Annotated in this window: 27 protein-coding genes and 1 other RNA gene; 20 read left to right on the top strand and 8 right to left on the bottom strand. The window is 46.8% G+C overall.

The features are described 5' to 3' along the window. Positions 1 to 8: 8 nt before the first annotated feature. Positions 9 to 1,673 carry an energy-dependent translational throttle protein EttA gene (ettA, locus tag RJ32_RS13925; RefSeq protein WP_034823040.1) on the bottom strand — a complete coding sequence of 555 codons (1,665 nt, stop codon included), beginning with the start codon at positions 1,671 to 1,673 and terminating at the stop codon, positions 9 to 11. Positions 1,674 to 1,832: 159 nt separating this feature from the next. On the opposite strand from ettA, the gene glyA reads away from it, so the two are divergent. From glyA to ribBA, 4 genes are read left to right on the top strand one after another with little or no spacing between them, the layout of a single operon-like run. After that, a complete protein-coding gene (glyA, locus tag RJ32_RS13920; RefSeq protein WP_034823039.1) occupies positions 1,833 to 3,089 on the top strand; it encodes a serine hydroxymethyltransferase in 1,257 nt (418 codons plus the stop codon). Between the two features lie 39 nt (positions 3,090 to 3,128). Then, positions 3,129 to 3,578: a transcriptional regulator NrdR gene (gene nrdR, locus RJ32_RS13915; protein WP_011235103.1), complete on the top strand. Its 450-nt coding sequence runs from the start codon at positions 3,129 to 3,131 to the stop codon at positions 3,576 to 3,578. Beyond that, complete coding sequence (gene ribD / locus RJ32_RS13910) at positions 3,571 to 4,698, top strand: bifunctional diaminohydroxyphosphoribosylaminopyrimidine deaminase/5-amino-6-(5-phosphoribosylamino)uracil reductase RibD (protein WP_034823038.1); 1,128 nt, start codon at positions 3,571 to 3,573, stop codon at positions 4,696 to 4,698. The genes nrdR and ribD overlap by 8 nt, the downstream gene beginning before the upstream one ends. A gap of 13 nt (positions 4,699 to 4,711) precedes the next feature. Further along, positions 4,712 to 5,827: a bifunctional 3,4-dihydroxy-2-butanone-4-phosphate synthase/GTP cyclohydrolase II gene (gene ribBA, locus RJ32_RS13905; protein WP_034823036.1), complete on the top strand. Its 1,116-nt coding sequence runs from the start codon at positions 4,712 to 4,714 to the stop codon at positions 5,825 to 5,827. On the opposite strand, the gene RJ32_RS13900 is transcribed toward ribBA, so the two are convergent. From RJ32_RS13900 to RJ32_RS13885, 4 genes are read right to left on the bottom strand one after another with little or no spacing between them, the layout of a single operon-like run. Then, positions 5,824 to 6,741: a ketopantoate reductase family protein gene (locus RJ32_RS13900; protein ID WP_034823035.1), complete on the bottom strand. Its 918-nt coding sequence runs from the start codon at positions 6,739 to 6,741 to the stop codon at positions 5,824 to 5,826. The genes ribBA and RJ32_RS13900 overlap by 4 nt on opposite strands. Further along, positions 6,728 to 8,071 (bottom strand): MFS transporter, encoded by a 1,344-nt coding sequence (locus tag RJ32_RS13895; protein WP_034823034.1) that lies wholly within the window; start codon positions 8,069 to 8,071, stop codon positions 6,728 to 6,730. Before RJ32_RS13895 ends, RJ32_RS13900 begins: the two co-directional genes overlap by 14 nt. After that, positions 8,071 to 8,661 (bottom strand): peptidylprolyl isomerase, encoded by a 591-nt coding sequence (locus RJ32_RS13890; RefSeq protein ID WP_034823033.1) that lies wholly within the window; start codon positions 8,659 to 8,661, stop codon positions 8,071 to 8,073. The genes RJ32_RS13895 and RJ32_RS13890 overlap by 1 nt, the downstream gene beginning before the upstream one ends. Before the next feature lie 2 nt (positions 8,662 to 8,663). Further along, a complete protein-coding gene (locus RJ32_RS13885; protein ID WP_034823032.1) occupies positions 8,664 to 9,209 on the bottom strand; it encodes a YajG family lipoprotein in 546 nt (181 codons plus the stop codon). A 129-nt stretch (positions 9,210 to 9,338) separates the two neighbouring features. Between RJ32_RS13885 and RJ32_RS13880 the strand changes: the two genes are divergently transcribed. The 3 genes from RJ32_RS13880 (at position 9,339) to ffs (ending at position 11,377) form a co-directional block, all read left to right on the top strand. After that, entirely contained in the window at positions 9,339 to 10,427 is a 1,089-nt protein-coding gene (locus RJ32_RS13880; RefSeq protein ID WP_034823031.1) for a ketoacyl-ACP synthase III, read from the top strand. Between the two features lie 20 nt (positions 10,428 to 10,447). Then, positions 10,448 to 11,197, top strand: a complete 750-nt coding sequence (locus tag RJ32_RS13875) for an enoyl-CoA hydratase (RefSeq protein ID WP_034823030.1) — start codon at positions 10,448 to 10,450, stop codon at positions 11,195 to 11,197. A gap of 83 nt (positions 11,198 to 11,280) precedes the next feature. Next, an RNA gene (gene ffs, locus RJ32_RS13870) (signal recognition particle sRNA small type) lies at positions 11,281 to 11,377 on the top strand. Positions 11,378 to 11,394: 17 nt separating this feature from the next. On the opposite strand, the gene RJ32_RS13865 is transcribed toward ffs, so the two are convergent. Genes RJ32_RS13865 through priC form a run of 3 tightly spaced genes read right to left on the bottom strand, consistent with a single transcriptional unit; the run spans position 11,395 to position 13,127 of the window. Further along, positions 11,395 to 11,670 carry a late competence development ComFB family protein gene (locus tag RJ32_RS13865; protein ID WP_011235094.1) on the bottom strand — a complete coding sequence of 92 codons (276 nt, stop codon included), beginning with the start codon at positions 11,668 to 11,670 and terminating at the stop codon, positions 11,395 to 11,397. Positions 11,671 to 11,674: 4 nt separating this feature from the next. After that, positions 11,675 to 12,610 (bottom strand): histone deacetylase, encoded by a 936-nt coding sequence (locus RJ32_RS13860; RefSeq protein ID WP_034823029.1) that lies wholly within the window; start codon positions 12,608 to 12,610, stop codon positions 11,675 to 11,677. Next, positions 12,597 to 13,127: a primosomal replication protein PriC gene (gene priC / locus RJ32_RS13855; protein ID WP_034823028.1), complete on the bottom strand. Its 531-nt coding sequence runs from the start codon at positions 13,125 to 13,127 to the stop codon at positions 12,597 to 12,599. Before priC ends, RJ32_RS13860 begins: the two co-directional genes overlap by 14 nt. Positions 13,128 to 13,595: 468 nt before the next feature. Here priC and RJ32_RS13850 point away from each other — a divergent pair, with 468 nt between their 5' ends. From RJ32_RS13850 to RJ32_RS13795, 13 genes are all read left to right on the top strand, one after another. Beyond that, positions 13,596 to 14,384: a DUF3450 domain-containing protein gene (locus RJ32_RS13850; protein WP_034823071.1), complete on the top strand. Its 789-nt coding sequence runs from the start codon at positions 13,596 to 13,598 to the stop codon at positions 14,382 to 14,384. Then, positions 14,381 to 15,748, top strand: a complete 1,368-nt coding sequence (locus RJ32_RS13845) for a MotA/TolQ/ExbB proton channel family protein (RefSeq protein WP_034823026.1) — start codon at positions 14,381 to 14,383, stop codon at positions 15,746 to 15,748. The genes RJ32_RS13850 and RJ32_RS13845 overlap by 4 nt, the downstream gene beginning before the upstream one ends. A gap of 3 nt (positions 15,749 to 15,751) precedes the next feature. Further along, positions 15,752 to 16,276 carry a MotA/TolQ/ExbB proton channel family protein gene (locus tag RJ32_RS13840; RefSeq protein ID WP_011235089.1) on the top strand — a complete coding sequence of 175 codons (525 nt, stop codon included), beginning with the start codon at positions 15,752 to 15,754 and terminating at the stop codon, positions 16,274 to 16,276. 12 nt (positions 16,277 to 16,288) lie between these two features. Then, positions 16,289 to 16,690 carry a biopolymer transporter ExbD gene (locus RJ32_RS13835; protein ID WP_034823025.1) on the top strand — a complete coding sequence of 134 codons (402 nt, stop codon included), beginning with the start codon at positions 16,289 to 16,291 and terminating at the stop codon, positions 16,688 to 16,690. Between the two features lies 1 nt (position 16,691). Further along, positions 16,692 to 17,303 carry an energy transducer TonB gene (locus RJ32_RS13830; RefSeq protein ID WP_011235087.1) on the top strand — a complete coding sequence of 204 codons (612 nt, stop codon included), beginning with the start codon at positions 16,692 to 16,694 and terminating at the stop codon, positions 17,301 to 17,303. Positions 17,304 to 17,306: 3 nt separating this feature from the next. Beyond that, on the top strand, positions 17,307 to 18,605 hold the full coding sequence (locus tag RJ32_RS13825) for a lipopolysaccharide assembly protein LapB (protein WP_011235086.1): 1,299 nt from the start codon (positions 17,307 to 17,309) through the stop codon (positions 18,603 to 18,605). A gap of 74 nt (positions 18,606 to 18,679) precedes the next feature. Then, positions 18,680 to 19,489 carry a DUF692 domain-containing protein gene (locus tag RJ32_RS13820; RefSeq protein ID WP_034823023.1) on the top strand — a complete coding sequence of 270 codons (810 nt, stop codon included), beginning with the start codon at positions 18,680 to 18,682 and terminating at the stop codon, positions 19,487 to 19,489. Between the two features lies 1 nt (position 19,490). Continuing rightward, positions 19,491 to 20,237 carry a DUF2063 domain-containing protein gene (locus tag RJ32_RS13815; RefSeq protein ID WP_235598963.1) on the top strand — a complete coding sequence of 249 codons (747 nt, stop codon included), beginning with the start codon at positions 19,491 to 19,493 and terminating at the stop codon, positions 20,235 to 20,237. 66 nt (positions 20,238 to 20,303) lie between these two features. Beyond that, on the top strand, positions 20,304 to 20,426 hold the full coding sequence (locus RJ32_RS15370) for a hypothetical protein (RefSeq protein WP_255801606.1): 123 nt from the start codon (positions 20,304 to 20,306) through the stop codon (positions 20,424 to 20,426). Between the two features lie 35 nt (positions 20,427 to 20,461). After that, the gene (locus RJ32_RS13810; RefSeq protein ID WP_034823018.1) at positions 20,462 to 20,839 is read left to right on the top strand and encodes a response regulator; all 378 of its coding nucleotides are present in this window, start codon (positions 20,462 to 20,464) and stop codon (positions 20,837 to 20,839) included. Between the two features lie 16 nt (positions 20,840 to 20,855). Further along, a complete protein-coding gene (locus tag RJ32_RS13805; RefSeq protein WP_034823069.1) occupies positions 20,856 to 21,389 on the top strand; it encodes an adenine phosphoribosyltransferase in 534 nt (177 codons plus the stop codon). Between the two features lie 25 nt (positions 21,390 to 21,414). Next, entirely contained in the window at positions 21,415 to 23,460 is a 2,046-nt protein-coding gene (dnaX, locus tag RJ32_RS13800) for a DNA polymerase III subunit gamma/tau (protein ID WP_034823016.1), read from the top strand. A gap of 31 nt (positions 23,461 to 23,491) precedes the next feature. After that, the gene (locus RJ32_RS13795; protein ID WP_034823014.1) at positions 23,492 to 23,818 is read left to right on the top strand and encodes a YbaB/EbfC family nucleoid-associated protein; all 327 of its coding nucleotides are present in this window, start codon (positions 23,492 to 23,494) and stop codon (positions 23,816 to 23,818) included. Positions 23,819 to 23,824 lie beyond the last annotated feature (6 nt).

Here is a 23,824-nt window from a genome sequence, read left to right as displayed (position 1 = left end):
TCAGCTTATTAACCAATAGGTTTGTATTTAATGCGGTGCGGCTCCATAGCCTGTTCACCGAATTTTTCTTTCATATAAGCTTCGTAATCGCTGTAGTTACCTTCGTAGAATACCACTTCACCTTCGTCGCGGTAGTCCAGAATGTGAGTAGCAATACGGTCAAGGAACCAACGGTCGTGCGAAATAACCATCACAGAGCCCGGGAATTCCAGAATCGCTTCTTCCAGTGCCCGCAGGGTTTCCACGTCTAAATCGTTGGTGGGCTCATCGAGTAACAAGGTGTTGCCGCCGGCTTTTAGCAGCTTGGCTAAATGCACACGGTTACGCTCACCACCAGACAGCTCGCCAATACGTTTTTGCTGGTCGGTACCACGGAAGTTAAAGCGACCAACATAAGCCCGGCCGTTAACTTCAAAGTTACCAATTTTCAGAATGTCGTTGCCGTCAGTAATTTCTTCAAAGACGGTTTTGCTGTCATCCATGTTGTCACGGAACTGATCAACACTGGCTAACTGCACGGTTTCGCCCAATTCAACTGAACCACTGTCAGGTTGTTCCTGCCCGCTAATCATGCGGAATAAAGTGGATTTACCCGCACCGTTTGGACCGATAATACCAACGATAGCGCCTTTGGGGACGCTAAAGCTTAAGTTATCAATGAGCTGGCGCTTGCCGTAAGCCTTGCTTATAGCGTTAACCTCAATAACTTTATCGCCTAAGCGAGGGCCTGGTGGAATAAACAGTTCGTTGGTTTCGTTACGTTTTTGGTAATCGCCACTTTGTAGTTCTTCAAAGCGGTTAAGACGTGCTTTGCTTTTCGCCTGGCGGCCTTTCGGGTTAGTACGTACCCATTCCAGCTCTTGCTTAATAGTACGCTGGCGTGCTTTTTCAGAACGCTCTTCCTGCTCCAGGCGCTTTTCTTTTTGCTCCAGCCAGGAGGAGTAGTTGCCTTCCCACGGAATGCCGTAACCACGGTCCAGTTCAAGGATCCAGCCCGCAACGTTATCAAGGAAATAGCGGTCGTGGGTAATCGCAACCACAGTACCATTGTAGTCGTGCAGGAAGCGTTCAAGCCAGGCCACCGATTCTGCATCCAGGTGGTTGGTCGGCTCATCTAGTAACAGCATGTCAGGCTTCGACAGCAACAGGCGGCAAATGGCCACACGGCGTCTTTCACCACCTGACAAGTTACCGATTTTTGCATCCCACTCCGGCAGGCGCAGTGCGTCTGCAGCACGCTCAAGAATGTTGTCGATATTATGCCCGTCTTTTGCCTGCAACAAGGCTTCAAGCTCACCTTGCTCTTTTGCTAAGGCGTCGAAATCTGCGTTTTCGTCGGCATAAGCGGCATAAATTTCGTCAAGCTTAGCGAAGGCCTCTTTTACATCTGCCACAGCCTCTTCAACGGTTTCTTTCACCGTTTTATTTTCATCTAACTGAGGTTCCTGAGGCAGATAACCAATTTGGATACCTGCTAACGGACGGGCTTCGCCTTCGTATTCATTATCAACACCCGCCATAATGCGTATTAAGGTCGACTTACCAGCACCGTTAACGCCTAAAACACCAATTTTGGCGCCGGGATAAAACGACAGAGAAATGTCTTTTAAAATCGTTTTCTTGGGGGGAACAACTTTGCTCACCCGCGACATTGAATAGATATATTGCGCCATAGCGACGTAAAATCCTTCTTATCAACAAAAAAGTTACTGCATAGTTTACTGTTATTTACGGACATCCCCAAACTTTGTTGTGCTGAACTAGGCACTCATTTGTGTTTTAAGGTAAAATAGCGGGCAAATTAAGACCATTTAATGATTTGGAGAGCTGTAATGCTGAAATCTGAGATGAACATTGCCGACTTTGACGCGGACTTATGGCAGGCGATGCAGGGTGAAGTTGAACGTCAGGAACAACACATTGAGTTGATAGCATCGGAAAACTACACCAGTCCGCGGGTAATGCAGGCTCAGGGGTCACAACTGACCAACAAATACGCAGAAGGCTATCCGCACAAGCGTTACTACGGCGGCTGTGAGTTTGTTGATAAAGTAGAAGACTTGGCTATTGAGCGGGCAAAAGAATTGTTCGGCGCCAAGTATGCAAACGTACAACCGCATTCCGGTTCTCAAGCCAACACCGCTGCCTTTATGGCAATGATGGAAGCCGGCGATACCTTTCTTGGTATGAGCCTGGCTCACGGCGGTCACTTAACACACGGCTCTGGTGTGAACTTTTCGGGCAAACTTTACAATGCGGTTTCATACGGCCTGGATGAATCCACCGGTGAAATTGACTATGCCGAAGTTGAAAAGCTGGCGCTGGAACATAAACCGAAAGTTATCGTCGCAGGTTTCTCTGCGTATTCAGGCATTGTTGACTGGGCAAAATTCCGTGAAATTGCCGATAAAGTTGATGCTTATTTAATGGTTGATATGGCGCACGTAGCGGGTCTGGTTGCTGCCGGCGTTTATCCGAATCCTGTACCTTATGCTCATGTTGTCACTACCACTACGCACAAAACTCTGGCGGGTCCTCGTGGCGGTTTGATTATTTCCGGCAGTGACGACGAAAAGTTACACAAGAAATTAAACAGTGCGGTATTCCCGGGTAACCAGGGGGGGCCGCTGTGTCACGTTATCGCTGGTAAAGCGGTGGCTTTTCAGGAGGCGTTGCAGCCAGAATTTAAAGACTACCAAAAGCAGGTGTTAGTGAACGCCAATGCCATGGTAAAAACCATGCAGGCGCGCGGTTACAAAATTGTGTCGAACGGCACTCAGAATCATTTATTCCTGGTCGACCTTATCGACAAAGATATTACTGGTAAAGACGCCGATGCGGCTTTAGGTAAAGCGTTCATTACCGTTAACAAAAATGCGGTTCCTAATGACCCGCGTTCACCTTTTGTCACTTCAGGTCTGCGTTTAGGCACGCCGGCAATTACTCGCCGCGGCTTTAAAGAAGCTGAGGCTGAGCAGGTCGCCAACTGGATTTGCGACGTGCTGGATGACATTGCTGACGAAAGCAAAATTAATGAAGTTCGCGAGCAAGTAAAAGCGTTATGCGCTAAGTTTCCGGTTTACGGTTAATTGCTATCAGTTGTAGAGCGCACATAAAGGAGTCAGGCAATGCATTGTCCATTTTGCGGCACACAGGATACTAAGGTTATCGATTCGCGATTGGTTGCGGATGGTGCCTCGGTTCGTCGCCGGCGTGAATGTAATCATTGCAAGGAGCGCTTTACAACCTTTGAAACCGCTGAGCTGGTTATGCCGCGGGTTATCAAAACTGATGGTTCCCGCGAACCATTTAACGAAGATAAACTCCGAAATGGATTGCTGAGAGCGCTGGAAAAGCGGCCTGTGAGTCTCGAGTTGATGGAGCAGGCTATTAACAAGATTAAATCCAGTATCCGGGCAACCGGTGAGCGTGAAATAAGCAGTAACTTCGTCGGCAGTCTGGTAATGGAAAATCTCAAGCAGATAGACAAGGTTGCTTACGTTCGTTTTGCTTCTGTTTATCGCTCGTTTGAGGACATTCGCGAATTTGGTGAAGAAATAGCGCGCCTTAATGACTGAGTTAAACCCGCAGTACTTTGACCATCAAATGATGCACCGTGCGTTAATGCTGGCACGGCGTGGGCTGATGACGACCAGGCCGAACCCTGCGGTTGGCTGTGTCATTACTCTCGGGACTGAAGTTGTTGGTGAAGGCTGGCATCATCAGGCTGGCGAACCTCACGCTGAAGTACATGCTTTGCGCGCGGCAGGGCAAAAAGCTAGGGGCGCAACGGCTTATGTCACGTTGGAGCCATGCAGTCATATTGGTCGTACACCGCCTTGTTGCGATGCGTTAATTGAGGCCGGAGTAAAACGTGTTGTGGTTGCCATGCAGGATCCAAATCCACGGGTCAGCGGTAATGGTATTCAGCGTCTGAAAGCTGCGGGTATTTCTGTGGACGTCGGTGTACTGCAATCGGCTGCGGAGAGTCTGAATCCGGGGTTTATTTCCCGAATGACACGACAACGTCCATGGGTAACCCTAAAAATGGCAACCTCACTGGATGCAAAAACGGCGTTGTCAGATGGCCGCAGTCAATGGATAACGTCCTCTGCTGCCCGCAGTGATGTGCAGTTTTTTCGGGCACAGGGCGATGCCATACTGAGTGGTGCCGCAACGATTCTGGCTGACGATCCTAAATTGACGGTGCGTGTTGACCAGTGGCCAAAATCAAGGGCACTGCCTGAGCCATTAAAACAGCCGGTACGTATTATTATTGACAGTCAGCACCGGGTGAATGATGAGGCCAGAGTTTTTGACTCTCCGGCGCCGGTTTGGTTAGTGCGCACAACTCCCGGTAAACCCAGTCGCCACCCACATTGTCATGAATTAATTATAGCCGCAGACTCTAACGGTAAAGTGAGTCTGCCGGCACTTATGGTTGAATTGGCTAACCGCGAAATTAACCAGCTATGGACTGAGTGTGGGGCAAATTTGGCGGGCGCTCTTATTCAGCAGCAATTATGCGACAGATTGATGATTTACAGTTCGGGTCAGTTATTGGGTCATCACGGACGTTCGGTTATCGACATGAACGAGCCGTTGAATTTAGCTTCAGCACCAAGATTTAAAATTATTGATCGTCGGCAGGTAGGCCCAGATCAACGCTTGGTAGCAGTACCTCATACACAAGATTAAAGGGTAAAGCGTTATGTCACTGCATAGCACAGAAGAGATTATCGAAGATATTCGTCAGGGTAAAATGGTTATCCTTATGGATGACGAAGACCGCGAAAACGAAGGCGATATCATTATTGCAGCCGAGTGTGTGACGCCGGAAACCATCAACTTTATGGCGCGTTACGGTCGTGGACTAATTTGCTTAACGCTGACTGAAGAACGCTGCGAGCAACTGAACTTACCGTTAATGGTGGATAAGAACAACGCACCATACGCAACAAGTTTTACTGTTTCGATTGAGGCTGCTGAGGGTGTAACCACAGGTATTTCCGCGGCGGACAGAGCGAAAACCGTGCTGGATGCTGTGAAAAAAGACGCCAAGCCCGAAGATTTAGTCATGCCGGGACATATTTTCCCGTTAAAAGCGAAGTCGGGTGGGGTATTGAACCGTGCAGGCCATACTGAGGCGGGTTGTGATCTTGCGCGTTTAGCTGGTTTTGAACCAGCCTCCGTTATAGTGGAAGTACTGAACGAAGATGGCACCATGGCGCGCCGCGCTGATCTTGAAGCTTTTTCTGAAGAGCATGGTATAAAAGTCGGCACCATTGCCGATTTAATCGAATATCGCTCGATACAGGAAAAAACCATAGAACGGGTGGCTGAATGTAATTTGCCTACGGCATTTGGCAAGTTCCGGTTAATCACTTATCAGGACACTATTGATGAACAGGTACATTATGCTCTTGTTCACGGTGATCTCTCGCAAGATAAAGCGACTAACGTACGAGTTCATTTGCAGGACACCTTCCACGATACCTTTTTAACGGAGCGTGCAGCAAAACGCAGTTGGCCAATTCAGAAAGCTATGTCCTATATTGCTGAACACGATGGTGTGCTGGTTATTATTGGTCGTCAGCAGACGCCGGAAAGCATCATTGCTCAGGTGTGTGAGTTTGAAGCTCAGGACAAAGGCGAACACAAGCCAACGACGTCGGCGTCAAATGCGTCCCGGAATGTCGGTTTAGGCTCACAGATTCTGGCAGACTTGAACATTCATAAAATGCACTTAATGAGCTCGCCAAAACGTTACTCTGCACTGTCAGGCTTTGGCCTGGAAGTGGTCGACTTTATTGAAGATAAAGACTAACCGCCGTAACTTCGTTGGAATTCATCAAGTAGTTGCTGGTGAGTCGGTGTGGCAACACCCGCCGTCTTACCAGCGTTAATTAAATAACCGGTTAACTGCTGTATCTCGGTACGCCGTTGTTGTTGAATATCCTGCAGCATTGAAGAGTGGTTTAAGGCTGTTTCCTTTGCTACAAAAAGTACCTCCTTATAGCATTCCTCAGTTGTCAGCGACACGTTTTGACTCTTGGCTACAGCAACGGCTTCTGCCACAAGGCTGTATACTTGTGTCTGCCAGTTTTCCTTCAGTAATTCGCCATTTGCGCACTGATGAACTGCGGTCAGCGGATTAATAACGCAATTAATAATGAACTTTAACCAGCGCCTCTGACTGAGATCTTGTTCCAGAGTAAGCGGAGGAAAAGCCTGTTGCAGGACCAAGCCTGGGTCAAAGTCCGTCGGCTGATTCCGGACTGCAGGGCCAACTTCCAGCCAGCTTCGGCCTGCCCCGCGGTGTTCTATACAAAGCTTGCCATTCTCATTTCGGCTTATCACTGCTCCATGAGTTGTCACCAATGGGTGTAAATTAAGTTCTTTTACCGGCTCCGGAAGTTCCACCATACCGTTGTGGCTTATTATTATGGGCATGGTTTTATTAAAGCCATGCAATGTCGTTATGCGTTGCAAGGCCTGAACCACATCAAAGGCCTTAACCGCAACAACGAACACAGTATTTTCGGGCAAAGGTTGTGTAATAACCGGAGCACTGCAGTCAGCCTTAAATTGCTTGTGTGTGACTTGCCAGTTTATTTCTCGCGGTCCGCTCTTTCGCGGTAGTACCGACACAATCTGGCCGTGTTCCAGCAGAGCGCCACCAATAAGCCCTCCGATGGCTCCGGGGCCAAGAATTACCCAGTTCAGGTTAGCCTTCGTCACGTTTTCGCTCCAGCTCGGCTATGGGTTTACGAATTACCCAGAGGAAGATAAGACTGGGAATGACCATTAAAGCGGTTACCACAAAGAATAGTGCCCAGTTACCATCCATATAATCGACAATTTTTCCGCTGGAGGACGACAGTACGGTTTTTCCTAAAGCCCCCAACGATGCCATTAACGCATACTGGGTTGCAGTAAAGGTTCGGTTACAAAGTAAACTGATAAATGCAACGAAGGCGACAGTTGACCAGGCACTGGTGAAGCCATCAATTAAAACCGCGCTTAGAAAGAGGTTCGTATCCGGGCCTACCAGAGCAATCCACGAGAACATCAGGTTAGAGGAGGCCATGGCTATACCGCCTATGAGCAGGCCTTTAATTATGCCCAGTCGTAAATTGACGGCACTGCCCAACAGAGCAAAAACAATCGTCACCCACCAGGTAACCAATTTTGAATAGGTGCCGATTTCGGCATTAGTAAAACCAACTTCTTTATAGAAAACAATCGACATTCGACCCAGAAAAGCTTCGCCAATTTTAAACAAAAAGATAAAAGCCAGAATTGAAAACGCCAGCTTAACGCCGTTGCGGGAAAAAAATTCACCAATGGGCTGAATAACAACAAGATTGACTCTTTCTTTCATTGCCGGCCAAAAATGGGTCAGTTTTGTCTTTATGGTCGGGTCCTGATGATAAGTGGTACGGCGCACAAAAAGTACGACGGCGGCAAGGACTAACATGATGCAGCCCAAACCGAAATACGCGTGCTGCCATTGCCAGTTTATACCATCGACAAAAAAGAACGGCAGGGCGCCTAAACCGCTGTAACCTGTCCACCACCCAGCGGTTGTCATTGCTGCGCCGGCGCTTTGCAGGCGGCCTTCGGTTTCCGCAAAAGACTCGATTCGGTAGGCGTCAATGGCAATATCCTGAGTTGCAGAACTTACCGCAATGCCCAGAGCAATTATTCCGGCCAGATGCAGGTTGCTGGTGATATCGAGGCTGGCCAATGCGAAACAGCCTCCGGCAATGAGCATCTGGCAGAGAAAGATCCAGCTTCTTCGTTGACCCAGCCAGCGCGTGAGCAGCGGTAGCTTGAAGTTATCGATAAGAGGCGCCCATAAAAAATTTATGGAGTAGGCGCCAAAAACCGCGCCGAAGTACCCAATTACCGAGCGGGTAAGCCCTACCTCCTGCAACCAGGCGGACAGCGCCGAGCCAATCATCACCCACGGAAACCCGCTGGCAAGACCCAGAACAAAAATAACTAAAACGCGGGGCTGTTTGTAGACTTTAAGGTCTTGCCAAAAAGTTGGTTTGGTTAAAGCCATTAGTTTTGAGGAACAACCTCTATGCGTTTTAAAATAGGTGGGTCGACAGGTACATCGGCCCAACCAATATCATCGCTGTAAGCCTGAGACTCTAGTTCCGCCATAGCTTCCAGTACATCTAAGCCATCCACAATGCGACCAAAAACAGTATATCCCCAGTCACCATCGTCGGGATCTAGTGAGCTATTGTCATTTAAATTAAAGAAAAACTGGCGGGTAGCAGAATGAGGACCGCGCTCACGAGCCATGGCAACGGTGCCATATTCGTTCTTTAAGCCGTTACCAGACTCATTTACAACTTTCTCGTAAGAAGGTTTGTCCTGAAAGTCTTCGTCGTAACCTCCGCCCTGAATGACAAAGTCCGGCACCAGACGATGAAATATGGTGTCGTTGTATTGTGCTTTTTTCACGTAGCGGAAAAAGTTTTTAACGGTTAACGGCGCGGCATCGCGGTTAAGTTCAACCGTAATGTCACCCATAGAGGTGACTAATTTAACCCGGGGGAATGGGTTGTCCGGCTGAATCTCAGTGTGCCCGACGCTGATAAAAAAGGCCGCGGTAATGCCAATAAAGTATTTAAGGAATGTCATGGCTAAAAATCCTCTTGTTCACGTATACGCAGCTTAGGGTCATTGGCAATTTCCGTGAGTACTGAGTTCAACAGTTGATTAAACTGACGTTCTATAGTTGCCTGAGCAGGCTTCAGACCACCGCTCGAATTATAGGTTCCCGAATAAAAGTTACTGTACCGACGGTTCCCTCTGGTTGCCTCTACGCGGATAGTCACACTGTGCTCCAGTTCGTATTTCACTGTATGAAGCGTTGCGTCAATCAACGCCTTTTCAATGGTGACATGCCAGGTAAGCCCGTTGTTGTCTGAAGCTCCTGTAACAGGCTGTAAAGCCTCTTCGATAATGTCGGTTAAAGGCCTTTGAGCGGGCGCAAACTGGGCCTTATCTTCATCTTTTTTATGACGGTACAGATAAGAGTAGGAACGTCGGTCGTCGACTTTTAGCTGATTAATCTTAGCACTGAGTTTATCAGTAACAGTGTCAGAGCTGATAATTAATGGATCAGGCTGGCTCTGACAGGCGCTGAGAATAAGTAAAAAACCTGCTGCTAATATTGTTCGGAACATTGGAGTTATCCTTTTTTCTGGCGGTCATTCACCTGACGTCGATTCGTGCTATCATACGGTGAAACCGTATTGTCATAAAATACCTTACCATTATGACGATACTAGCCGACAGAAGTAAAAGGTTTTGCCGTGACTAAATTTGCTGAAATTACCGGTTGGGGAAAATGTCTGCCACCGGCTGTAATGACCAATGATGATCTTGCCACTTTCCTGGAAACTTCGGACGAGTGGATTGTTTCTCGAACGGGCATCTCCGAACGTCGAGTAAGCCATGTCGGCACATCCGAGTTGGCGACGGTTGCTGCACGCAATGCCCTGGCTGCTGCCGATTTAGACCCCAACGAATTGGATCTCATCATTGTCGGTACTTGTACTGCAGATGAACTTATTCCTAACGTCGCTTCTAAAGTACAGCAAAATATTGGCTCAAAAAGTGCGGCAGCGTTTGACCTGAATGCAGCTTGCAGCAGCTTTTTATACGCTATGCATGTTGCAACTCAAGGCATAAAAACCGGCGCACATAAAAAAGTTTTGCTGATAGGTGCTGAGCGCTTAACCCGCGTTCTGGACTGGACCAAACGCGAAAGTGCGGTGTTATTCGGTGATGGTGCGGGTGCTATGGTACTTGAAGCCTCAGATGAAGAGGTTGGTTTGCTGGCCAGCCATATTAGTTGTGATGCCGATGCCCGCGACGTGTTGAGCCTGAATTTTGGCTCAAGCTTTGACCGCTTTAATTTTGACGGCATCATGCAATTTGATTTTGTTGGTCAGGAAATATTTAAACGGGCAGTGAAGGGCATGAGCTCTGCTGTTGAAAAAGTTTTTCAGGAAACCGGCATGACCACCGACGATATCGATGCTCTTATTCCGCATCAGGCGAATAAACGGTTAATCGATTTCTTAGGTAAAATGTGTAAAGTGCCGAGCGAGAAAACCGTTATTAATATTCAGAATTACGGGAATACGTCCTCAGCGACATTGCCTATTGCTTTTGCTGAAGCCGCTGACAACGGTATTATCAAACCAGGCGACAGCATTATGTCAGCCGTGTTTGGTGGTGGACTCACTTGCGGTGCCGGATTGATTAAATGGGGTCAGCGAGTCACGCCAAAACGTCCTAATCAAATGGAACTACCGGCCGGCGATAAGAGTGCGCTGGAACTGATTGTGCCAATGCACGAAGCGACTAAAAAGGCCTGGAAAAATCGCGGTCAGTAATAATTGATGGGAGACAGATTTTGAATACTGAAGAGCTCGTACAAGTTTCGCAGGATAACGGTATTGTTCGCATACGTCTGAACCGACCGGCAAAGAAGAATGCCTTCACTCAGGACATGTACACAACATGTAATGACGCGTTGAAAGCGGCAGACAACGATAGCTCGATTCATGCTGTGCTTTTTGAGTCCAGTGGCGACAGTTTTTCTGCCGGTAACGATTTAAATGACTTCTTATCAATTGAAAACTTAGACGAATCGGCACCCCCGTTTCAGTTTTTACAGACGTTGGCGCGTGCTGAGGTGCCTATAGTTGCTGCGGTTAATGGATTAGCAATAGGCATAGGCACGACGCTCCTACTGCATTGCGATATTGTTTACAGTAGTGACGACGCGGTATTTGCATTGCCATTTGTTCAGCTTGGGTTGTTACCTGAAGCCGCTTCAAGTTTGTTGTTGCCGCAAATTTGTGGTTACCAAAAAGCGGCAGAGCTGTTATTGCTTGGCGAAAGTTTTGACGCTCAATCGGCTCAACAGGCCGGGTTTGTTAATCATGTGGTTTCGCTTGAGCGTTTGCCTGTTGTGGTTGACGAAACTCTGGATAAACTTCGTAAGCAATCCAGCAAGTCATTACGAATTTCCAAGCATTTGTTAAAGCAGCCAGCGGAATCAGTAGCGGATCGCATCAGTCGTGAAGCGACGTTTTTTGCAAAAGCGTTAAGCTCAGATGAAGCTCGTCAGGCAATTGCTGCAAAGCTGCAGAAAAAGTAAGCAAAAGATAAACTGTGGGTTGTTTCAGCTGGGTAACTGGTTCATAATGCAGCCCGCTTTGAGTAAAGCGTTTATGGTGACTCTGCGGGTCCCCTCGCAACGCTAACTGGTGAACCCGGTCAGGCCCGGAAGGGAGCAGCCGTAGTCAGGGATGTGTGTGCCGAGGTGTGGCTGGTAGAGTCGCCACCCAATCTTTATTAATCTCCGTCAGGACGTTTTCTTCCTTTTAAAAACTCCAGCGCTTCCGCTATTGCTTTGTGTACCTGCATTTCCATGTCCAGCCGCTTTGACGGTGGTAAAAAGAAAGCCATATCAACTTCGTGACGAATATACCGCGGCGGCAACTGATTAAGTACCAGGCAACTGAGATCAGCAAGAAACTCCTGGCTGTGTTGCTTTTCCAGTTCCAGTTCTTCTATCCGGTCTGCAACTAAGCGTTCATAATAATTGTGAATGTCATCGTCAAACTTCATACCTTTATCCTTCTGTTAGCTCATTCTCAGTATAGACATAATAACTGGCTCTTAGTAGTTGGGCATGGGCTCTGACCAAACGTGGTAAATTACGTTGATACCCGCCGCCGATGACAGCGGCTAGAGGAGTCTGATGTCGTTTAGCAAAGCGTAGTACAGTAAGGTCTCTTTGAAAAATACCCGCCAGGCTAATATTCAGATGACCTAACTCGTCCCGCTGATAAATGTCGACACCGGCATCGTAAAGAATAAGATCAGGTTTGATTTCTTGGTTGATGTGTTCGAGAGTATTTTCAAGAGCAGCTAAGTATTCTTTGTCAGAGGTATGTTTAGCTAAAGGAATGTCCAGATTAGAGCTCACTTTGGAAAATGGAAAGTTGCGCTCTCCGTGTATTGAGCAGGTAAAAACTCTCTCGTCATTTTCGAAGAGCGTGGCGGTTCCGTCGCCTTGATGAACGTCGGTATCCAGTACCACTATTTTTAGCTTTGGGTGGCAAACTAGTATTTCATTGCAGGCTATTGCTAAATCGTTGAGTAAGCAAAAGCCGCTGCCCCAGTCTTTGTGAGCATGATGGTAGCCGCCGGAAAAGTGTATGGCAATTCCCTTCGTTAGTGCCAGCTCTGTCGTCAACAGTGTGCCTCCAGCGGAGGTGAGGGTGCGGTACAATAGTTGTTCTGACCAGGGAAAGCCTATGCGTCGCCAGCTGCTTTTATCCATGCTGTTCTGCCGCAACTGAGACAAATAACCGGGACAGTGCGTTCGCGTTGCCTGTTCCCAGCTAAGCGGCTCAGGTTGATGCCATTGATTATTGGTTGCTCCGTGCTTAACCGCCCAGTCTTTTAGTAGGCGATACTTCTCTATTGGGTAACGGTGTCTGGGAGGTAAATCTAATTCACTGTATAAAGGTGAGTAGATAAAAGGAACGTCAACCTTCTTCATAACGGCTAATCTTTTTCTCCAGAGTATCAATGGCCATTTGGCAACGGTTAAGGCGTTGCTGCGCGCTTTGAATCACGGTTGGGTTATTACCCGCAGCAGCCGTATCCAGGTTTTCTGTCAGTCGCCTTTCGTAGTCACGATAAGTCACTAATTGTTGATGCATCTGCTGTAGTTGGTTTTGCGCAGTAATGCGATGATCTTGCTGCTGTTTAGGTGGTCTATTAGCTCGAAAAGCTGTGTTTAATGCTTCTAGCTGCAGGCTAAGTTTTTCCGCGAGGTAACGTTGAGCCTGTTGATTGTCGCTTTGCCGGAGCTGTCGGAAAAGGTTGCGGGTCTCCGCAACGTAATCGATAGCCAGATTAGAACTCTGACTGAATAGGGAGGAACTAAACCAATTTTCGCTAAGTTGGCGATGTTTCTTTCTGTTTTTCCCATCAATTTCCTCAGCTCGCTCCTGTAAAGTGTTGAGCAGCTGTTCAATATGTTGTATTGAGGTTACATTTAATATCTCTCTCATCCCTCTATACTAAAGGATTTTGAAACTTAGGTCACGAAATTGGGTCTACCATTGCATATAGGCTGGTAAATTATTTGTTTAAAAAACGTTGAAATTGAAATGTCAGTGTTGTTCGTCGATCAAAAAGTGATACTATTCAGGTAGGAGTAATATCCAAAGTTAGGTATACAAGTGCTGATACTGAGGGTATGAAAAGAGTTGACGACAGGATGTTGTCCGAGAAAATATCTGGAAATTACGCGACTCCAGATCCGTGTTCTGCACTGGATATAGCGCGGCAGCTATAGCGCGGTTGACTCAGTTTACTTGGTTGACAGCGTATAGTCATCGTGGGAGTATTCGTTGGTATTGCTGTATTTCTGGCAATAATAATAATAAGTGTAGAACTAGATCTTTTCGTCATTCAAACAACTGGTGTTTCGCGCCTTAGGCGTTGAAGCGGAAGTTAAGTCAAATTGGTTGGGAACTATGACCAAAGTAATCAAAAGAACCAAACTCGCTGCAACCCTGATGGGTGTGATGGCGTTTGCTGGCACCGGCGTTGCCGCTGCACAGCAAGTAGATGTAGCTAAGCTACAAAACGAAGAGCAAAAGATTTTGAACGCTGACGAACAGTCGCAGAAGAAAGTCGACTCTTTGTTCGAACAAAGCCAGGATCTTCTTATCGAATATCGTTCAGTCGTTTCTGAGTACGAGAACTTAAAGGTCTATAACGATCACGTTCAAGGCTTGGTTAATGACCAGAACGCTACGCTTGAGTCTCTTCAGAAGCAGATCGACGGAATCGAACGCACGAAACAAGGCGTTGTTCCTTTGATGTATGAAATGATTGACTCGCTTGAGCAATTTGTGAAATTGGACATTCCAATTCACCGTGAAAAGCGTATGGATCGTGTAGAGCGTCTGCGCGATATCATGGATAGCTCAAGTGTTTCTACATCAGAGCAATTTCGTCAAATCATCGAAGCTTATCAAACAGAAATGGACTACGGTTCAGGCTTGATTTCTTATCAGGGCAACCTGGAAATCGATGGTGAAAAAATTGCCGTTGATTATTTTCACATGGGTCGTGTTGCGTTTCTGGCTCAGTCTCTGGACTTGAAAAATGCCTGGATTTACAACAACGAAACCGATGAGTGGACTGCTTTGGAAGACGAGTTTATCCGTCCTCTAACCCAAGCGATTCGTATGTCACGTAAGCAGCTTGCTTACGATCTGGTGAAACTTCCAGTATTCGCAGCGGAGAGTGCAGAATGAATAAATTAGTTAAATCGTTAATGATTGCAGCAGCAGTCAGCCTTTCTGCAGGTACGACTCTCGCTGCGCAAGCTCAGGAGCAATCTGAAGCCAAAAGTTTAGACGAGCTATTACAGCTTGTTGAGAAAAACCGTGTATCTTCTCGTGAATTGAACGCTGAACGTGAGCGTGAATTCACAGCTGCTCGTGCGGATAAGCAAGCTTTGCTTAATCGTGCAGAGAAGCAGTTAGAAGAAGAAAAAGCTCGTGGTAAGCGTTTACAGGAAGAGTTTTCTGAGAACGAAGTTGACCTCGCCAACAAAGAGCAAGAGCTTGAGAATGCTAAAGGCACCTTAGGTGAAATGTTCGGTGTTGTTCGTGGTGCTGCGACAGAAACTATCGGTCGTATTGCGACTTCTATTATCAGTGCAGAATACCCGGGTCGTGAAGACGTTCTGGAAAGCCTGTCTGAAGCAAAAGAACTTCCTACTCTGGAAGAACTTGAAGAGCTTTGGAAAGCCCTGCTGACTGAAATGGTGGAATCGGGCAAAGTGGTTAAGTTCAATACTGATGTAACTTTGCTTGACGGCGGTAGTGAAACTCGTGAAGTGGTTCGTGTTGGTACCTTTAACTTAATTTCTGATAACGAGTACCTGGTATACAACGACACGACGGAACAAGTTCAGCCGTTAGGTCGTCAACCAGAAGGTAGTGCGACTTCGCAAGCTAAAGAGTTTACTAACACTGAAGAAGGTTATGAAGGTGTATTTCTTGATCCTTCAAAAGGTCAGATTCTTAGCTTGTTAACTGGTAAAGCGACTTTGGAAGAGCGTTATCATCAAGGTGGTACTGTTGGTTATGTAATTACTGCAGTATTAATTCTTGGTCTGTTAATTTCTGTATTCAAACTGGTTACCTTGACAACTGCTGCAGGAAAAATCCGCTCTCAGTTGAAGAACCCAGAGCAACCTAAAGACAACAACGCATTAGGCCGTATTCTTAAGGTTTATCAAGAGAATAAGAATGCAGACGTTGAAAACTTAGAGTTGAAACTGGACGAAGCAATTTTACGTGAAACCCCGAGAGTCGAAAGTGGCATTAACGTCATTAAGATCCTTGCGGCTATTGCTCCAGTGCTTGGTTTGTTAGGTACAGTTGTTGGTATGATTGGTACGTTCCAGTCTATTACACTGTTTGGTACCGGTGATCCGAAGATCATGGCAGGCGATATCTCTATGGCGTTGGTAACAACAGCTATGGGTCTGATTGCAGCTATTCCATTGATTTTGGCTCACAGTATTGTGGCTTCTCGCGGCAAGTCTATTGTTCATATTCTGGACGAGCAAGCAGCGGGTATCGTAGCTGCGCATTCGGAGAAGGAGTAACCCATGCTTTACCTGATGGAACTTTGGGAATCTATCAGGGATTTTCTGGCTACCGGTGGCGATGTCCTGTACATCGTCATGGGGGTGCTCTTTCTAATGTGGGTACTGATGATTGAGCGTTATTGGTACCTTACAGGTGCTTTCCCTAAACTTCGCAATGACATTATAGCGAAATGGGATGCCCGTAAGGACACCACCTCATGGTACGCCCATAGAATCCGTGAAGCATGGATTTCCGAAGCGAACGATAAACTGAATGCACGTATTCTGTTGATAAAAACTTGTGTTGCCTTATGTCCACTAGTTGGGCTGCTGGGTACCGTAACAGGTATGATTGCGGTGTTTGAAATCATGGCAGTACAAGGGACGGGTAACCCTCGTCTAATGGCATCGGGTATTTCGATGGCAACAATCCCGACTATGGCGGGAATGGTTGCTGCGTTATCCGGTATGTTTTTCGCGACACGCCTGGAAAGTAAAGTGCGTAGAGCGAAAGAAGGCCTTGTTGACAGTTTGCCACATCACTAAGAGAGTAAAACTATGGCACGTAATCGTAATCGAGAAGAGGAAGATGCGTCGATCGACATGACGCCGATGCTTGACATCGTCTTCATTCTGTTGATCTTCTTTATCGTAACGACCTCATTCGTCAAAGAAGCGGGTATTCAGGTTAATAAGCCTGAAGCCAGTAATACGACAAAGGAGCCTTCAGCTAACATCTTTATCGCTATTCGTGATACTGGTGAAGTCTGGATGGATAAACGTCAAGTGGATGTTGAGCGTGTAGGCGCTAACATTGAACGTATGCTTGCCGAACAACCAACTGATGTTGTTGTTATCCAGGCCGACAAGAAAGCTGAACATGGTGTCGTTGTAGAAGTCATGGATCAGGTTAAGGAAGCGGGTATCGATAAGATATCCATAGCTGCGGAGAATAACTAATATGGTGCGCTTTTTAGTATCTTTACTACTAGGTGCCGCCGTTACGTTTGCTCTGTTTGCTTTCATGGCTTACTTAATCGGCGGAGGAGCACAGCGCAACGAAGCGCCGGCTCCAACGCCCGTTATTGACATCGTAACGTCGCCACCTGAGTCTGACGTTCAGGAGCGTCGGCGTACACCGCCGCCGCCACCGCCGCCGCCGGAGCAGCCACCAGAAACACCACAGTCTGAGCCTGATACATCAGACAGTGGCATGAACATGAACATGGGTTTTGATGTTGATGTTGGTGGTGCTGATACAGGTCTTTCAGGACCTGGTGGTGGATTAAGTTCTGACGGAGACGCAACACCTATTGTTCGTATCGAACCGCGTTATCCGCCTTCAGCTGCAAGAAACGGCACCGAAGGTTGGGTACAGCTGCGCTTCACTATCGACCAGCAAGGTGGTGTAACTGACGTTGAAGTCATCGATTCTGAACCTCGTCGAGTGTTTGACCGTGAGGCACGCCGCGCATTGTTGCGTTGGAAGTATAAGCCTAAGGTTGTAGACGGTAAGCCTATTCGTCAGGAAGGTATGACTGTTCAGCTCGACTTCACAATGGATGGGAACTAAGAAATGAAATATACAATAAAAACATTTGTTAGTGCCCTGGCTTTTGCTTCGGTAATGTTGATGACAACGGCCCAGGCTTCGGCTCAGGACCTTGGTTTCAGCATTCCGGATAAAGAGACCGTTGAGGCGCAGAAGAAAGCTCGCGACAATAAAGCTGCTTCGCAGAGTATTGGCCGGGCAATCATGGATGCGTTTGAACTGTATGAAGAAGATAAAATCAAAGAAGCAATAGCGGTTCTCGAAGAGCAAGAGCCGGATCCGGGTTACGACTCGGCATACTTAGCCCGCTTCCTTGGTAACCTTTATGCAGCAGACGAGCGCATGGGTGATGCTTTGAGCGTTCTGAAAAGTGCAGTCGACCAAGACGTTCTAGGCTGGAATGATCAGGCCGCGGCTATGAAACTGGTAGGTCAAATTAGCCTGCAAGAAGAGAAGTACGAGCAAAGTCTTGAATACCTTAGAAAATGGGTTCAGTTTACAGGCGAACGTGATGCTCAGGTGTTCTTGTATATGGCTAATGCGCATTACCAGATGAAGAACTTTGCTCAGATCATTCCTTTTGCCCGAGTGGCTTTACAAGAGTCAGAGAAACCTGACAAGAATATCTACAACCTGATGATGGCGTCTTACTATGAGCGTAAGATGTATCCTCAGGCGATAGAGGTTCTTGAAGAAGGTTTGAATAAGTTGCCGGAGCAAACTGGCTGGTGGCCTCAGTTAGCGCAATTTTATATGTTAGAAGAAAACTTAGATAAGTCTCTTCAAACTATGGAAATCGCGTATTTGGCAGGATACCTGGATACGGAGAGTCAGTATAAAATGCTGGTTCAGTTGTATGATAACGAAGGTATTCCGTACAAAGCGGCCTCTACTATGGAGAAGCATGTAGAAGCGGGTGATATCGAAAAGACAGCGAAAAACTTTGCGACCATCGCTAACAGCTACCATCGTGCTAAAGAACTTGAGAAAGCCGTTTCCTGGTATGAACGCGCAGCTGAGTCAGCTGAAGAACGTGATGACAAAGGTGAGTACTACCGCAAGCAAGGTAACTTGATGCTGTTAAATGAACAGTATATTGCGGCAGCAACTCCCCTAAAAAAGGCTCTGGATTATTTGGAGCGTAATGAAGAAGGTCGTGTGTACATGTCATTAGCGGAAGCGTATTTCTATGGTGGTGACTATCGCCAGGCTATGCGTTATGTTGATGAAGCTGCAACCTTCGATGGTCAACGTCGCAGTGCTCGTAGCTGGAAGGGTTATATTAAGTCTACAGCTAAACGAAAAGGTATCGATCTCGATTAACCACTTTTCGTTTTTATAACTGCATAGTAAAACCCGGCCACAGTGTCGGGTTTTTGTTTTCTGGGGAGAGAAACATGAGGTCTAATTCGGTCGGTCTTGGCTTAAGAAACGAGTTGCTTGACGCTGCTTTAGCTGGAGATATTGATGCGGATTTTCTTGAGATAGCCCCTGAGAACTGGATACCTTTTAAAGGTTCCCGTCTGGAAAAACTCGCCCAAATAGCCGGAAAATATCAACTGACCTGCCATGGGCTATCATTGTCCATTGGCAGCCAGGATTCGCTGAACCAAAGCTTTCTGAAAGATGTGAAACACTTTTTAAGCGACTTTGACATAGGAGTTTACAGTGAGCATTTAAGCTATTGTTCTCATAAAGGCCAGTTATACGATTTACTGCCCATTCCTTTTACAACTGATGCTGTTGCCTATGTTGGCGAACGAATTAAAGAAGTACAGGATAGGTTAGGGCAAGCTTTAATATTAGAAAACGTCTCTTATTACGCCAGCCTCTCGCCGGAAATGACAGAGTTAGAGTTTATTAATCAGGTGCTTGAAGCAGGAGACTGTAAGCTTTTGCTGGATGTGAACAATGTTTTTGTTAACAGCGTAAACCACAGTTATGACCCTTATGAGTTCATCGACGGTCTGCCTTCTGAGCGAATTGTCTACGGACATATAGCCGGGCACCACGAAGAATACGACTACCTTTATATTGATACTCATGGTGCCAGCGTAAAAGACGAAGTTTTCCAGCTTCTGGACTATGCTTATGGGCGGCACGGCGTTTACCCTACTTTGTTGGAAAGAGATTTCAACTTCCCTTCGCTGGAAGAGTTAAACCAGGAGTTGAATAGAATAAAAGCGATACAGGCTCGCCATGAGTAAAATGACTTTTAAAAAAATTCAAAATCGCTTTGTTGAACAGTTAAAAGAACCGGAAAAGTTCGTAGACGAACCTTGGCTAGATGAGATAGAAGCGCGGAGGCTGGCTGTTTATCAACGATTGTTGCGCAATAATATCTTTCGTTTTATTGATAGTGCATTCCCTGTGCTTAAAAAGCTGACAGCGGGAAAGCAATGGACAGAAACCAAAGAACGGTTCTTTCGCACCTTTTCCTCTCAGTCACCATATTTTACTGGTATTGCCGCAAGTTTTGTTGAATACCTGCAGTCTCACGATGAGTTGTTTATCTTTGCGGCTGAACTGGCTCATTATGAATGGGCAGAACTGGCGGTAGAGCAAAAGTCGTGGCCTGAAAATTATATTAATCCGGCAGAGGCGCTTGAAAGTGACTCTCTGATTGCACTTAACCCCACGGCTATCGTCTCGTCATATCAGTACCCTGTTGATGAAATAAGTACTGAGTTTCAACCTCAGGAAGCCTTGCCCGAACCGCGTTTTTTGATCGTGTTTCGCGATAGCAACGATAAGGTTCGCTTTATTCGCATTAATGCGATGACTTTTTTACTGTTAACAGAGCTACAAAATAGAGAGAGTATTCAATTAAATAGCTTACTCGAGCTTTTACCTGAATTACTCCCTCAATGGCCCAAAGAACAATTACAGCAAGGGGCCGGGCAGACTTTAAACAGGCTAGCCGGGCAGCAATTGATATTGAAGGTAAAGAATTGAATTCAACTTTTATCGTTGTCGAGGATCGAGTATGATCAGCCCCGATTTCATCAAGAGGTAAAAGTTATGTCATCAGAAACCTTTAAAGAACCGGCAGGCAAACGATTTTTGCTTATTACGGCAGTGTTGTTTTTATTCTGGGCCTGTTTACCGCTGGTTCTGCGTTTAACACAAATTCTTTCTTCTTAAATACATCCTCATTAACTATCAGGTAAACGACATTTATGTCAGTCACTTTGCTCGTTGTCGAGGATAAAGACAAAACTCTGGAGTCTATTTGTAGCGCGATAAAGCCACTTGGCTTTGAGGTTACTGTAGCCCGGGATGGTTTAGATGGCTTAAGTAAAGCGAAAAAGAGCTACTTTGATATGGTTTTGCTTGACCACAAAATGCCGGTTATGGACGGCTTGTCTTTACTGAAAAACCTGCGCGATTTAGACGCTTATCACCGCACTCCGTTGCTGTTTATGTCAACTCAGGATTTGGTAGAGATAGAGCCAAAAGCATTAAAGGCCGGTGCAACTCAATGTCTGGCTAAACCTTTGAGCGAAGATTTCCTGTTGGATACGCTAAAATCCTGGGCGGTGCGCTTTGTCGCATAATGATGAGAATAATATTATGGAATCAGCCATGACTGATATAAGAGACTCTATCGGCTCCATTCCGGACTACCCTAAGCCAGGTATTATTTTCCGGGATATAACGCCTTTACTGCAAAACGCTGATGCGTTCAGATTAACCATTAATACCTTAAAGCAACGCTATGCAGGGCAGGGCATAACGCAAATTGCTGCCGTTGAAGCCCGTGGCTTTATTTTTGGTTCCGCATTGGCTTATGCCATGGGGTGTGGGGTCACTTTGTTAAGAAAACCGGGAAAATTACCCGGTAAAGTAACGCGCCAGAATTACGAATTAGAGTACGGCTTAGACGAATTGCAAATGCATGAAAATGCTTTGACTGAAAACGACAGAGTGCTAATTGTCGACGATTTACTGGCTACCGGCGGAACGGTGGTTGCTGCAAGTCAGTTGATTAAGTCCTCAGGTGCAGACGTTGTTGAAGCCGCTTTTGTAGTCTCTTTGCCTGAGCTCGGTGGTGAAGATAAATTGCAGCAGGCCGGCGTTGCGTGCTATACCTTATGTCAGTTTTAACGAAACAGAGTTAATAATCCATCCTATGAGTTATCAGGTACTGGCAAGAAAATGGCGACCTTCGCAATTTGCAGAAGTTGTCGGCCAACAACATGTTTTGAAGCCGCTTGAGCACGCGTTAGACAAGCAGCGACTTCATCATGCTTATCTGTTTACCGGTACTCGCGGGGTGGGTAAAACCACCATTGCACGAATCCTTGCTAAAGCGCTGAATTGCGAAGAAGGTATTACGGCAACGCCATGTGGCAAATGCAGTGCCTGTCTTGAAATAGAACAGGGACGGTTTGTTGACTTGCTGGAAATTGATGCAGCATCAAGAACCAAAGTTGAAGACACTCGCGAGTTACTTGATAACGTCCAATATCGGCCCACCCGCGGCCGCTATAAAGTGTACTTAATTGATGAAGTGCATATGCTCTCACGGCATAGTTTTAACGCGCTGCTGAAAACACTGGAAGAACCACCGGAGCACGTAAAGTTTCTGCTGGCGACAACCGATCCGCAAAAGCTACCGGTCACCATTTTATCGCGTTGTTTGCAGTTTAATTTAAAAGCCTTGTCGAACGAGGATATTACGCAGCAGCTTAGCTATGTTTTATCGCAGGAACAGGTTCAGGCTGACTCCGAAGCGCTGCCTCTCTTGGCTCGTTCTGCCCGTGGCAGTATGCGCGATGCGCTTAGTTTAACCGATCAGGCTATTGCCCAGGGTGGCGGCTCGGTTAGTATCGACAGTGTCAGACGTATGCTTGGCAACGTACCCGTGGCAGATATTGCCGCGTTACTGGAATGTGTTCTCGAAGGGGATGCAGAAGCCGTAATGCAACGTGTGGACAGTATGGTATCCATGGTACCGGATTTGAGTTCAGTTCTGGTTGAGCTACAAAGCTTATTGCATCAGTTGGCATTGGTGCAGCAAGTACCCAGTGCCGCTAACGTGTTCGAAAGCAGCGATGTTGTGAAACCATTATTGCGACGCATGCCGGCTGAACTTATTCAGATTTTCTATCGCACGGTTCTGGAAGGTCGCCGCGAGCAGGCTTACGCTATAGACGCGCGTAGCGGACTCGAAATGACTTTATTGCGGCTGCTGTGTTTCCGCCCGGCAGACAAGGGCGATTACAACATTTCAGAAGCGGACTCGTCTGCTGTTGATATGCCGGAGTCAAAGCTAACGGCTCCTGCGCCGGAAGTGACTGAGACTGAAACCGAGACGGCAGCAGAAGTAACACCGCAGGCAGAAGCAGAGCCGCAGCCTGAAGCGGAACTATCAGAGCCTATGCAACCGTCTTATAGTGAGCATCAAGAGCCTCCTGCATTTCATTACTCTGAACCGGATGATGATGCGGGTTTTTATCATAATGATGAGCCTCCGTATCATATGGAAGAGGCCGCTAGGTCGGAGCCCGTACCTGAGCCAGCAGCAGATCAAACAGCAGAACCGACGCCGGAGCCTGGGGCGCAGAGCAATTCTGGCGTAGCCGATCTTTTACGCGTGCGAGAGCAACTGGCTGAAAAAAAAAATCCAGACAATAGCAATAAAACAATAAACAGCCAGACAGAAAACAGCTCGACGATGCCGTTAACTGTTCCGGCAAAAGCTGAACCAGAAGCTCAACCCGAGCATCAGCCGGAAACAAAAGACGAATTAAACGAAGAGCTGCCAGAATTAAATGACGATATTCGCGAAGCCGCCGAAGTTGATAAATGGAGTGCGATGATTGCGGGCATGGACATTTCCGGTTTGGCTCGTCAGGTTTTGTTAAACTCCGAACTGCAAAAGCTCGGTGACGACGACTGGCTTATTCTGGTGGCTGAAGAACAAAAAAGTTTATTGAACGAATCAACCAGTCAGGCCGTCAGAGAGTCTTTGGCCGGGTTATTAGGGGCGACCGCAAGGGTAGAGTTTAAAGTTGGCGTACCCAGCCAGCCAACCCCTTTAATGGTGCAACAACATATCAATGAATACCGTCACCAGCGCGCATGTGAAATATTACATGGGGACGCCAGCGTGCAGGAATTACAGCAAAGGTTTCAAGCGCAAATCGATGAGTCATCAATTCAGGCGCGTTAATTTTTTAAAAGCTTAAACGAGGAAGAAAATTATGTTTAAAGGTGGAATGGGTAACATGATGAAGCAGGCGCAACAAATGCAGGAGCGCATGCAAAAAGCCCAGGAAGAAGTCGCCAATATGGAAGTAACCGGTGAAGCCGGCGCAGGCCTGGTTAAAATTACCATGCTGGGTAACCACAACGTAAAGCGCGTAAGCATTGACCCAAGCTTAATGGAAGACGACCAGGAAATGCTGGAAGACTTGATTGCTGCAGCTACCAACGATGCTGTGCGTCGCGTTGAAGAAACCAGCAAAGAGCGCATGTCTGAAATAACCGGCGGTATGGGTTTACCTCCGGGCTTTAAAATGCCTTTCTAAGTAGTA

It is taken from the genome of Idiomarina sp. 28-8 (genome assembly GCF_000320945.2).
Lineage (GTDB): Bacteria > Pseudomonadota > Gammaproteobacteria > Enterobacterales > Alteromonadaceae > Idiomarina > Idiomarina loihiensis.
Note: the sequence above shows the minus strand (reverse complement) of the source record. Positions and strands in the feature narration are given on the sequence as shown.